The organism is Erythrobacter insulae (assembly GCF_007004095.1).
Classification (GTDB): Bacteria; Pseudomonadota; Alphaproteobacteria; order Sphingomonadales; family Sphingomonadaceae; genus Erythrobacter; species Erythrobacter insulae.
The window spans coordinates 242,983-255,582 of sequence record NZ_VHJK01000002.1; the positions used below are offsets into that span (position 1 = coordinate 242,983).

At 57.3% G+C, this 12,600-nt stretch carries 10 protein-coding genes; all 10 read right to left on the reverse strand.

Features of this window, described 5'->3' with window-relative positions:
* Positions 1-9: 9 nt before the first annotated feature.
* Complete coding sequence (locus FGU71_RS13765) at positions 10-240, reverse strand: hypothetical protein (protein WP_142789344.1); 231 nt, start codon at positions 238-240, stop codon at positions 10-12.
* On the reverse strand, positions 237-2,390 hold the full coding sequence (gene scpA / locus FGU71_RS13770; RefSeq protein ID WP_142789345.1) for a methylmalonyl-CoA mutase: 2,154 nt from the start codon (positions 2,388-2,390) through the stop codon (positions 237-239). Before scpA ends, FGU71_RS13765 begins: the two co-directional genes overlap by 4 nt.
* Before the next feature lie 58 nt (positions 2,391-2,448).
* Positions 2,449-3,222, reverse strand: a complete 774-nt coding sequence (locus FGU71_RS13775; protein ID WP_142789346.1) for an enoyl-CoA hydratase-related protein — start codon at positions 3,220-3,222, stop codon at positions 2,449-2,451.
* Positions 3,223-3,347: 125 nt separating this feature from the next.
* A complete protein-coding gene (mce, locus tag FGU71_RS13780; RefSeq protein ID WP_142789347.1) occupies positions 3,348-3,797 on the reverse strand; it encodes a methylmalonyl-CoA epimerase in 450 nt (149 codons plus the stop codon).
* Between the two features lie 93 nt (positions 3,798-3,890).
* Positions 3,891-5,423 (reverse strand): acyl-CoA carboxylase subunit beta, encoded by a 1,533-nt coding sequence (locus tag FGU71_RS13785; RefSeq protein ID WP_142789348.1) that lies wholly within the window; start codon positions 5,421-5,423, stop codon positions 3,891-3,893.
* A gap of 83 nt (positions 5,424-5,506) precedes the next feature.
* Complete coding sequence (locus FGU71_RS13790) at positions 5,507-6,241, reverse strand: SDR family oxidoreductase (protein ID WP_142789349.1); 735 nt, start codon at positions 6,239-6,241, stop codon at positions 5,507-5,509.
* A gap of 12 nt (positions 6,242-6,253) precedes the next feature.
* Positions 6,254-7,609 carry a glutathione-disulfide reductase gene (gene gorA, locus FGU71_RS13795; protein WP_142789350.1) on the reverse strand — a complete coding sequence of 452 codons (1,356 nt, stop codon included), beginning with the start codon at positions 7,607-7,609 and terminating at the stop codon, positions 6,254-6,256.
* Between the two features lie 103 nt (positions 7,610-7,712).
* Entirely contained in the window at positions 7,713-9,020 is a 1,308-nt protein-coding gene (locus FGU71_RS13800; RefSeq protein WP_142789351.1) for an MFS transporter, read from the reverse strand.
* A 71-nt stretch (positions 9,021-9,091) separates the two neighbouring features.
* Positions 9,092-10,549, reverse strand: coding sequence for a DEAD/DEAH box helicase (locus FGU71_RS13805; RefSeq protein ID WP_142789352.1), 1,458 nt, complete (start codon positions 10,547-10,549; stop codon positions 9,092-9,094).
* 488 nt (positions 10,550-11,037) lie between these two features.
* Positions 11,038-12,585: a glucose-6-phosphate isomerase gene (pgi, locus tag FGU71_RS13810; protein WP_142789353.1), complete on the reverse strand. Its 1,548-nt coding sequence runs from the start codon at positions 12,583-12,585 to the stop codon at positions 11,038-11,040.
* Between the last annotated feature and the right edge of the window lie 15 nt (positions 12,586-12,600).

The following is a 12,600-nucleotide window of genomic DNA, read 5'->3' on the forward strand; positions in this document are numbered from 1 at the left end:
TTACGAGCCTTATTGAATGAAGGTTTTCTTGATCCGGCGAGCGAACCAAGTGCAGAAAAATGCGCCTATCACCGCGGCAATCAGTCCGTGGAAAAGGAGTTCGATCCAAAACCGCGTTTCGCTGTCCCAATCGACGATGTTCCAATCGTACAAATTAGACCAAAGCAGTCCATAGGCGAGCGTGACCAAAATGTCCGCAGCGACAAATACCGCCAAACCTAAAGCAATGGTCTGTCTCACTCCGCCGCCTCGTCCAGATCCTCACCGGCAGGCGGCATATTATGGCCCAGCAGCGTCAGGATATCCGCCGCACATTCGACCACGTTGGAGCCAGGTCCGTAAATTCCCTGCACGCCAGCTTCGCGCAGGAATTCGTAATCGCTTGCAGGGATCACACCGCCCGCCGTTACTTTGATATCGCTGCGTCCGGCCTCTTTCAGCAAGCGGATCAGCTCAGGGATCAAAGTCTTGTGACCCGCCGCAAGCGAACTTGCGCCGATCACATCGACATCCACCTCTAGAGCGCTTGCCAAGGTTTCCTGCGGGGTCTGGAAAAGCGGGCCGGAAATGACCTCAAAACCCATGTCTGAAAACGCGCTGGCGATTACATTGGCGCCGCGATCGTGGCCATCCTGACCCATCTTGGCGACCATGATGCGCGGTTTGCGGCCTAATCGGCGCTCCACTGCATCGACGCCGTCTGTTACCTGCGCCCAGCGGCGATCAAATTCATACGCCGATTTGTACACGCCAGTCACAGGTTTCGGTGTCGCATCGTGACGGCCGAAGACCACTTCCATCGCCATCGAAATCTCGCCCAAAGTCGCATCCTGACGCGCAGCCTCGACAGCCAGCTCAAGCACATTGCCGCCCGACGAACAGCCCGCGGTCAAAGCTTTAAGCGCGGCCTGACAGGCCGCCTCGTCCCGCTCTGCACGAACCCGTTCGATGCGCGCAATCTGGCCCTTGCGGACTTTGGCATTGTCGATGTCGAGCGTCTCGATCGGATCTTCGGTTTCCTTGCGGTATTTGTTGACGCCGACGATCACAGTTTCGGCTTTATCGACGCTGGTCTGCTTTTCCGCTGCCGCGCGTTCAATCGCCGCCTTCGGCGCACCGGTCGCAACGTAAGCGGTCATGCCGCCCGCCGCATCGACCTCGGCCATCAGTTTCTCGGCTTCTTCGACAAGGGTCGCCGTCAGCGCTTCGATGTAATGCGACCCGCCCAAGGGATCGACGACATTGGTGATGCCGCTTTCCTCTTGCAGGACAAGCTGCGTGTTCCGGGCAATCCGCGCGGAAAAATCGGTCGGCAGCGCAATGGCTTCATCCAGCGCATTGGTGTGCAACGATTGCGTACCGCCCAGCGTCGCCGCCATGGCCTCGATCGTGGTCCGCATCACATTGTTGTAGGGGTCCTGCTCTTGCAGAGAGACACCCGACGTTTGGCAATGGGTCCGAAGCATTTTTGATCGTTCGCTTTGCGCGCCCAGCCCGTCCATCACTTTGTACCAAAGCGTCCGCGCTGCGCGCAGCTTTGCAATCTCCATGAAGAAATTCATGCCGATGCCGAAAAAGAAGGAAAGCCGCCCTGCAAATGCATCGATATCAAGGCCGGTCGCCATTGCTTTCTCGGCGTATTCCTTGCCATCGGCGATAGTGAAAGCAAGCTCTTGAACAGCGGTCGCGCCCGCTTCGTGCATGTGATAGCCGCTGATCGAAATGCTGTTGAATTTCGGCATGTTGGCAGATGTATATGCGATGATGTCCGCGACGATCCGCATGCTCGGCTCAGGCGGATAAATATAAGTGTTGCGGACCATGAACTCTTTAAGAATGTCGTTCTGAATTGTGCCGGAAAGCTTTTCTGCAGGCACGCCAGAGCGTTCTCCTGCAACAATATAGAACGCCATCACCGGGATTACCGCGCCGTTCATCGTCATGGAAACAGACATCGTATCCAGCGGGATCTGATCAAACAGAACCTGCATATCGGCGACTGTATCAATCGCGACGCCTGCCTTGCCGACATCACCAACCACGCGTTCGTGATCGCTGTCATAGCCGCGGTGGGTCGCCAGATCGAATGCGACCGACAGCCCCTTTTGCCCCATCGCCAGATTGCGGCGGTAGAACGCATTGGATTCTTCAGCGGTGGAGAAACCCGCATACTGCCGGATCGTCCACGGACGGCCCGCATACATGCTGGCCTTCACACCGCGCGTAAACGGCGCGAAGCCAGGCAGGCCCGGATCAAAATCGGCATGATCGGCCTCTGTATATAGCGGTTTGATATCGAAGCCCTCGGGCGTCGACCATGTCAGGTCGCGGCCTTTTGATTCCTTGTCAGCAAGGGCTTTCCAGTCGGCGGGGGTAGGTTTTTCAGTCATGCTGAGCCTCTAATCACACATTTGGGCAACACGAAAGGGCCGCAAAAAAGGCGGCGGCTCAACTTCCTTTGAATTCAGCCTTACGCTTTTCAAGGAACGCCTGTCCGCCCTCTTTCGCATCGTCGCTTGCGCCGGCGATTGCTTGCGCCTCAGCCTCGACCTGCAAGACCTGTGGGAGAGCACCATCCAACGCCGCACCGATATTGCGCTTGATATGCGAATAAGCGACCGTGGGCCCATTGGCGAGCTTCGCAGCCAGAGCGCGGGCTTCTTCCATAAGAGCCGCATCATCCACGCATTTGTAGATCAGCCCCCAATCCTCGGCCTGCTCCGCGCTGATTTTTTCGCCCAGCATCATCATGCGGGTGGCGCGGGCGCGGCCGATGGCGCGGGCCAGCAGCCAAGTCGATCCGCCATCGGGCACGAGGCCGATATTGACGAAGGCTTGAAGGAAATACGCGCTTTTGCCCGCAATCGTGAAATCCGCTGCGAGAGCGAGACTGCACCCGACACCTGCCGCCGGGCCGTTAACCGCGCAGATCACCGGCACATTCGCGCGCATGATCTGGTTTATGGCCGGGTTGTAATGGTTGGAAAGCGCCTCATGGCTGGCGCCCTTGCTGCCGGTGCTGCGGGCAGACAGATCGGCGCCCGAACAAAATCCCTTACCTTCACCCGTGATCAGCACAGCGCGCGTTTCGCCCAGATCATAAAATACCTGGCCGATCTCGTTCGCCATTTGCGGCGGCATCGCGTTGAGCCGATCGGGCCGGTTGAGAGTGATCGTAAGCAGCGGACCGTCGCGCTCAACTTTGATGGTTTCGTAATTCAAGGCGCTCTCCCAAACGTATTTGTTGGCTGGTTTCGTTTCGCAACTCTTTGCCCTTCCGCGCGCGTCAAGACAAGTCCGCTACGACGCCGCACGTCAGCCCGAACGCAGGTTAATTAGACCGCGAGTTAATTAGACCAATGCGACCCCTCTTTGGGTGTCTCCATAATCTCGGTCAGGATGCCCTGCATATCTTTCGGGTGGAGAAAGAAGATCGGGGTGCCGTGCGCGCCCAGGCGCGTGGGGCCAAGAATGCGTTTGCCCAGCTCCTCGAATTCCTTGCGCGCTTCATCAATGTCGGCGACTTCGAAACAGACATGATGCTGCCCGCCAAGCGGGTTTTTGGCGAGGAAGCCGTTGATCGGGCTGTCGGTACCAAGCGGCTCGATCAGCTCGATCTGGGTGCCGAAAGTGCCCCCTTCACCGGGCGTATCGACGAAGCAGACTTTAACGCCCTGTGCTTCGAGATCGAAGGGTTTGTGGATTTTGAGCGCGCCCATCACATCGCGGTAATGCGCGATGGAGGCTTCGATGGACGGCGTTGCAACGCCGATATGGTTGAGACGGCCTAGTTTCATTCTCAAATCCTCATACGAGCGACCAGAAGCCAAGAACGGAAAAGACCGCCCCGCAAAGCAGGTGGAAATATGCGTTTCTGAAGAACGTCCTAGTCACAGCGGAATATTATCGTGCTTCTTCCAAGGGTTCTCAAGCTGCTTTGTCCGCAGCTTCCTTAGACCCAGCGCGATCCGTTTCCTAGTATTCCGCGGGTAGATCACCTCGTCAATATAGCCGCGCTGTGCGGCCACAAACGGGTTGGCGAAACGATCTTCGTATTCCTTCGTTTTCTCGGCGATCTTCTCCGCGTCGCCGCGGTCTTGGCGGAAGATAATCTCCACTGCGCCTTTTGCGCCCATTACCGCGATTTCAGCCGTAGGCCATGCGTAGTTGAGGTCTCCGCGCAGGTGCTTTGACGCCATCACGTCATACGCACCGCCATACGCTTTGCGCGTGATGATCGTGATCTTCGGCACCGTGGCCTCGCCATAAGCGAACAACAGCTTTGCGCCGTGTTTGATAATACCGCCCAGCTCCTGGCTTGTACCGGGCAGGAAGCCGGGCACATCCACCAGCGTCACAATCGGGATTTCGAACGCATCGCAGAACCGCACGAACCGCGCGGCTTTCTTGGACGAGTTGATATCGAGCACGCCCGCCAGCACCATCGGCTGGTTCGCGACCACGCCCACGGTGCGCCCTTCGACCCGGCCAAACCCGCAGATGATGTTCGCGGCATGGGCCGGCTGGATTTCGAAGAAATCGCCTTCGTCCACGATCTTGGTGATCACCTCATGCATGTCATAGGGTTGGTTCGCATTATCGGGGATCAGAGTGTCGAGGCTTTGCTCGATACGGTCCCACGGATCGTTGACCGGAAGCACCGGAGCTGTCTCGCGATTGGAAAGCGGCAGATATTGGAAGAACCGCCGCGTCGCGAGCAGCGCCTCGACATCGTTTTCAAATGCGATGTCCGCAACAGAAGTCTTGGTCGTGTGCGTGATCGCCCCGCCCAGCTCTTCCTGAGTGACTTCTTCGTTGGTGACGGTCTTGACCACTTCGGGGCCGGTGACGAACATATAACTGCTGTCTTTCACCATAAAGATGAAATCGGTCATCGCAGGCGAATACACCGCCCCGCCCGCACATGGTCCCATAATCAGGCTGATCTGCGGGATGACGCCGGATGCCAGCACGTTACGCTGGAACACGTCGGCATACCCGCCCAGTGACGCCACGCCTTCCTGAATACGCGCGCCGCCGCTGTCGTTCATGCCGATCACCGGCGCGCCGACTTTCATCGCGGTTTCCATCACCTTGCAGATTTTCTCCGCATGGCGTTTTGAAAGCGAGCCGCCAAATACGGTGAAGTCTTGGCTGTAGACATAAACCAGACGGCCATTGATCGTGCCCGATCCGGTGACCACACCGTCGCCGGGGATCTTCTGTTCGGCCATTCCGAAATCGACGCAGTCATGCTCGACAAAACGGTCCAGCTCCTCAAAGCTGCCTTCATCAAGCAGCACGTCGATCCGTTCGCGCGCGGTCAGTTTACCTTTTGCGTGCTGTGCGGCGATGCGTTTTTCACCGCCGCCCAGTTCGGCAGCAGCACGGCGACGTTCCATTTCGGCAATATTGGCGGACATTCACGCACCCTCTGATTTATTTGGTTCACAGGTCGTTGCCGCAGCCACGCCAAAGCGTCAACGTGTCATGGCCAGCCGGAGCGTCAGAATTTGAGCGTCAGGCGGCGTGCCAGCGCCGGATGGATCGATTCCATCACACGCAGCGCTTTGGTCATGCCAATATTGGCTTCATCGCGGTCTTTCTCAATCGCTTCAATGATTTGCCGCGCGCATTCCTCGGCAGGCATCTTCTTCATCGGGTTGCCATCGTTCATCTGGGTATCGACGACGGGAGGCAGCGCCTCGATCACGTGAATGCCGGTATCTTTCAGCTGCTCCCGCAGACTGAGCGTGTAAAAACGCAGGCCTGCCTTGGTCGCGCAATAAACCGGCTGACGCGCCGCCGGGGATATCGCCAAACCGCTGGTCACATTGACGATGGCGGCTTCGGGGCGAGCTTTGAGACGTTCAATCAAAGCTGTGCCTAAACGCATCGGCGCGTTGAGATTGGCATAAATGCAATTATCGGCGGCATCGGGATCAGGCGCGCCTTTGCCTGAACCAGCGCGGAAATCGTGATCCACCAGTTGGCCCGCATTGTTGATAAGCACATCCAGATCGCGCGCTCCCCACTCCGCCAAAAACGCGTCTACACCGGCCGCGTTTGAGAAATCGGCAGCCATGGTTTCAAAGCCAGCTTCACGCATCGCCTCCAACCGAGCGGGATTGCGCCCGGTCAGCGTGACCGAAGCGCCCTTTACCTTGAGCTGAAGTGCCATTTCTTTGCCGATGCCGGCGGTCCCGCCGGTAAGCAGGATTGTCTTGCCTTGAACGTCCATTGTCGTGATCCCTTATTTAAACAGGACCAATTCCTCGGCCATGGTCGGGTGAATCGCTGTGGTTGAATCAAAGTCCGCTTTGGTCAGGCCAACCTTAACCGCAATCGCGGCAGCTTGCATAATCTCGGGCGATTCCGGTCCGATCATATGGATGCCAACGATTTTGTCGTTCGCTGCATCGACGATCATTTTGTAGAGGCTGCGTTCATTCCGGCCCGCGACAACATTCTTCATGGCACGGAAATCGGACTGATAGACTTTGATATTGCCAAGGCTGTTGCGCGCTTCGCTCTCGGTCATCCCGACAGCGGCAATGGGCGGGTGGCTGAATACGGCGCTCGGAATGCAGCTATGGTCAACGGCGTAGGGTTCAACCCCGCCAAAAACGCTGTCTGCGAACGCTTGACCTTCGCGGATAGCGACAGGGGTCAATTGCACGCGGTCTGTCACATCGCCAACAGCATAAATGTGCTCGACATTGGTCTTGCTGAATTCATCAACCTTGATCTGACCTCGATCACCAAGCTTTACGCCTGCTACATCGAGGCCAAGCCCTTCGATGTTGGGTACGCGTCCCGTGGCGACCATAACCACATCAAAATCACGCTCGTCATGGCCGGTCAGCTTGACTTTCAGCGAGCCGTCTTCGTTCTTTTCCATGTATTCGAATTCTGCCTTGAAACAGAATTCAATTCCCTTGGAGAGGGAGATTTGCAGCAATCGATCCCGCACCGAAGCGTCATAGCCGCGCAGGATCACATCTGATCGGTTCGCGATTGTTACTTTGCTTCCGAACTCATTGAAAATTCCGGCAAATTCATTGGCGATATATCCTCCGCCAGCGATCAATATCCGTTTTGGAATATCATCCAGATGGAACGCCTCATTGGACGTAATGGCAAGCTCGCTGCCCGGGAAATCGGGCACATGCGGGCGGGCACCTGTCGCAATAAGGATATATTTGGCGGTGACTGTCTTTCCGCTCGAAAGCGTAATTTCGTGCTCGCCGGTAATCTCGGCCCGCTCTTTGAAAATGGTGACGCCGTGATTATCGAGCGTTTCGCCATAGAGCCCCTCGAGCCGATCGATGTCATTCTGCACGTGATCGCGCAGTTTCACCCAGTCAAAGCTTTTGCCTTCAATGGTCCAACCGAACTGCGCGGCATCATCGATATCTTCGGCGAAATGCGCACCGTAAACGAGCATTTTTTTGGGCACACAGCCGCGGATGACACACGTTCCCCCCACTCTGTATTCCTCGGCCGCGGCGACCCGCGCACCGTGCGCAGCAGCCACGCGGCTGGCGCGGGTTCCGCCCGACCCAATTCCGATGGTGAAAAGATCATAATCGTATTCGGCATCCGTCATTCGGATTCTCCATCCTTGTTTGGTGCGAGCTATGAAGAGCAAGACATCGCTTGCCAACACTCGTTCTGCGCTAAGGGAATATTACGCCTGCGGGGGCGATTGGTTACTTCTCTTGCACTTCTTCCAATCGCGCTGCGAAATACGCGCCTGCAAGGCAAAGAGCCGCCATCAAAGCCAATACCGCCGAATTTCCAAAGAACTGCGCGATGGCTCCAAAGACACTCCCGCCGAGCAAGATAGCCCCGATGATCGTGTTCGAAAGCGCGGTATAGGCAGCGCGGGTATCCTCCGTTGCCATGTCAACAAGATGGGTCGATCTGCCCAATCGAACGCCCTGATACGATATCATCAGGCCAAGCAGAAGCAGCGGCAGAACCCAGATCGTCTGGATCAAGCCCGCGTAACTGGCGGCGGCGCTCACGGCCAGAGCCGCTCCGCCCGCCAAAGCCGAAATCAGAAGCACTCGGCGGCTGGACCGGTCGGCCAAGCGCCCCCAAATGGCCGAACTCACCAGCGCCGCGCCTGAAGAGGCGAGTACGAGAAAGCCGAGCCCCTCGAATGCGGATTGTCCCGCGCCAGAGGCTGCAGCGATCATGAATGGCGGGGCCAGCGCAGTCGCAGTCAGGCATCCTCGTGCAAAAATGAAAAGGCGCAATTGCCGGTCTTGCGACAACAACGAAAGGTTCTGCCGCGCAACCACAAAAGCGCTCTGACCGCCATCGGTTGCGCCCTCGTGTTCCTGGAGGCTGGTGAAAAGAAGGCCGCCTGCAATCCAGCAGATACCGGCAATGACAAGCCCTGCCAAAACAATGCTTTGGCGTTCGACGAAATCCGTAACCAGCATGACTGCAAAGACAATAACCAAAGCCGCAGCGATCGATCCGGCAAGGCCAGTCGCGGTCCCGCGCCGGGATTTCGAAACCGTTTTGCCCAGCACATCTTTATACGACACAGAGCATACAGAACGCGCCAGAGCGAGTATCGTCAGCGATGCAAGAATCGCCCAGCCGGCCTGCGCTCCTTCAAGAAAAAGCGCCGCCGCAAAAATTCCAAACGCACCCAGCCCCTGAAAAACCGCGCCCAGCGCCCAAGCATATTTGCGATGCGGCATCCTCCGAATGGCGCCTGCGGTGAACATTTGCGGCAGCAATGCACCGGCTTCGCGCACAGGCACCAAAAGACCTATCAAAAAACTCGGCGCGCCGACGCTTGTCATCAACCAACTGAGAACGAGCTTTGGATCTATCAGACCATCCGCAACCTTGCTCAACGAGAGCGAGGTAACGTGGGTTAGGAAATTGCGCGGCTCTTCGCGGCATGCGCTGTCGGGGATATCCCGGCATGCCCGCCCCTCATCATCGATTACGATCGCTTCAAATACAGCGTCGAGCGTAGTTCTTTGATCTGCCATAAGAGGTGAACGCAGCAAGCCTGACTTGGTGCCTCACGCTCTCATGACTGTTCCGGCAAAGACCGGTAGATTTACCCTTGCGAGCGGCGCCGCGAACGGTTTGCGCCGCCGCCTGAACGACCGCCAGAGCCGCCGCCGCTGCCGCCGCCGGAAGAATAGTTCCCGCCGGGCTTGTTCGGACGGCCCTTGCGCGCCTGATGCTTACGCTTTGGCTTGGCTGAGCCTTCGCCTGCTCCTTCACCGGCGCCGCCGCCACTTCCGCCGCCATTTCCGCTGCGCGGTTTACCGCCGCCGGCGGGTTTCTTGCGAAATGGCTTTGGATTGACCCGCGCCTGACGCTGTTTCGGTTCACGCTTGGTCGGCCCGACACCTTCAACCACGGCGCGGAAATTATCCGGCAATGGCAGGCGCTCCATCTGGGCATCGGTCGTCTTTTGAATGTCTTTCAGATATGCGCGCTCGTCCTCGGCACAAAAAGCGATGGCAATGCCATCTTTGCCTGCCCGCGCAGTCCGGCCAATGCGGTGAACATATTGTTCCGGCACATTGGGCAATTCGTAATTGATGACATGGCTCACGCCGGGAATATCGATCCCGCGCGCTGCGACGTCGGTTGCAACCAGGATCGAAACCTTGCCCCGGCGGAATTCATCCAAAGCGCGCTGACGCTGGCCCTGTGATTTGTTGCCGTGGATTGCATTGGCTTCGATGCCGCACTGACTGAGCTTTTTCACGACCCGGTCGGCGCCATGTTTAGTGCGCGTAAAGATCAAAACCCGCTCAAGATCGCCGGGAACGGTATGACGCCCCTTCAACACCGTTTCGATCAGGGCTTGTTTTTCGTCCTGTTGGACCATGAACAGATATTGCTCGATCCGCTCGGCGGTTGAGCTTTGCGGAGTGACAGAGACCTGCACCGGATTGTTGCAATATCCACTGACAAGCTCTTTGATAGCCTTTGGCATGGTCGCGCTGAAAAACAGCGTCTGGCGCTCTTTGGGCACCAACTTGTTGATCGTGCGCAGCGCATGAATAAAGCCAAGGTCGAGCATCTGGTCGGCTTCATCCAGAACCAGCACTTCGACGCCGCTCAAGTTGAAAGCCTTTTGATCGATCAGATCGAGCAAACGGCCCGGCGTCGCGATCAGGATATCTGTGCCCCGGTGCAGTTTATTCCGGTCTTTGTTCACCGAAGTCCCGCCAACGATGCACTGGACCTTGAGGCCGGCAAGCGCGCCGTAATCCTTTGCACTGTCGGAGATTTGCACCGCCAGTTCGCGCGTCGGGGCAAGCACCAACATGCGGCAGCTTTTGAACGGGATCTGTTTGTCGCTGTTGCGCAGCCTGTCGATGCTGGGCAGCATGAAAGCCGCCGTCTTGCCCGTACCCGTCTGGGCAATACCCAGCAGATCGCGCCCTTCGAGAACCGGCGGGATCGCCTGCTCCTGAATAGGTGTAGGAGTGGAATAGCCCTTGAGATCAAGCGCCTGTAGAACGGGCTGAGACAGCCCGAGTTCATCAAATGTCATTGAGTAAAAACTCGCAATATATGCGAAGCGCGCACCGGAATCGGCGCGCGGTCGCGGTGGTTGAAAAACCGCCCGCGTGAATAGGGAAGTTGTAGATTGGTAGGGAGACAGGCGCCGGGGCGGAGTATTTAGAGCCGCCGCTTCACGCTAGGCATGCGTGTCTCGTTCGAGGCGCATATGGGCTTACGTTTGCGGAAAGTCAAAGGAAATTGCTGTTTCCCGAATAATGGATCAGCAACCCGGCGCAGTTTGAGAATGTCCCGATGAATTCAGATCGGACATTTGCCTCTGCCCCATCAACCAGAACAATTGGCCATCATATTCGCCACACCATCGACGCGGGCCAAAGGGTGTACGGGTTCCAAATTCCCAAAAATTGAACGTCCGTGGGCCGGGGCAATGGATTGAGATTAATTGGGCAGAGTGCAGAGAAAAGCGCTTTTCTCTCGCTCCGCAGCGACATCTTCATTGACCCACCTGAATAACCTTCACCCCAACCCGGCCGCCTTCATCAAGGCCGCTGTACTCGCGTCAAATTCGCCCTCGCCGCCTTCGATGTCTTTGGCCATTTTCTTGCCAAGCTCCACCCCGAATTGGTCAAACGGGTTAATGCCCATCAGGACAGCATTGGCGAAAGTGCGATGTTCGTGAAAAGCGATAAGCGCGCCAAACATCGCCGCATCCAGATCATCGACAAGGAACATCGCGCTGGGCCGGTCGCCGGGGAAAGCGCGCGCGGGGTCTTTGCCGTCGGCTGACATATTGCCGCCCGCCATCAAAGCCGCGCCTTGCGCAAAACAATTGGTCAGCAGCGCTTTATGGTGCGCCGGATTAAGCTCGTCACCCGGTGCAATGCTGGCAATGAAATCAACCGGGACCAGCTGCGTGCCCTGATGCAAAAGCTGAAATACCGCATGTTGGGCATCGGTGCCCACCCCGCCCCAAGTGATCGGCGCAGTCGAACCGCTGACGGGATCTCCTGATGCGGTCACGCTTTTGCCGTTGGATTCCATTTCAAGCTGCTGGAGATAATCCGGCAGCAGCGCCAGCCGTTCGTCATAGGCAAAAATAGCCCGCGTCTGGCACCCGCGGAGCCGCGTGTAATACTGGTCACCAAAGGCCGCGAGCAATGGGCCATTGGCGCGGCCTTCTGTTTCGCGGAAATGCGTGTCGATCGCCTGCGCCCCGGCTAACATGGCGCGAAAATCATCCATGCCCACAGCCAGCGCAACCGGAAAGCCGATGCTCGACCACAGGGAATACCGTCCGCCGACGCTTTCCGGGAAAGGCAGAACACGCGTTTCATCCACTCCCCACTCAACCGCTTTTTCCGGATTTGCAGTAAGCGCCACAACGCGACCACTTGGATCGTCAACGTCATTATCATTCAGCCATTTGAGCGCGCTTGCCGCGTTGGTCATCGTCTCTATCGTGGTAAAAGTCTTGGATGCCACCGCAATCATCGTGGTTGCCGGATCGCACGCTGCAAAAGCCTGCTCCAACGCGAGCCCATCAATGTTCGACACGACATGCACATCGACCAGCTTTAGATCACGGGTCAGGGCGTCAACGGCCAGATCGGGACCAAGCGCAGATCCGCCAATGCCGATATGGATCAGGTGCTTGACCTCACCCAGAGCGCCATCGTGAATGGCATCGACCAACATGCCCATCCGCGTCAGCAGAGCCATCCCTTCCTCAACATCGGCATCCGTGCCGCTGCCGCGCATGGCACCGTGGGTTGCCGGGCGTCCCTCTGTCGGGTTGATGATCCCACCATCAAACAGAGATTTGCGAGCCGCATCAAAACCGGCGGCACGGGCGAGTTCTTCAAACGCATCAAGCAAGTCATCGTCGAGGTGGGTCTTTGACCAATCGAGCAACAGGCCGCTGGTGCCATATTCAGGAACTTCAAATTCGATCCGCTGGCTCATTTTGGCTACGCGTTCGCTATCATTGGCAAACAAATCGGCCAAAGTAGAAGGAGCCATCCCTTCCAGTCTGGACCATACGGCGGACAATTTGGACGATGTCATGAGTCAAACCCCTTT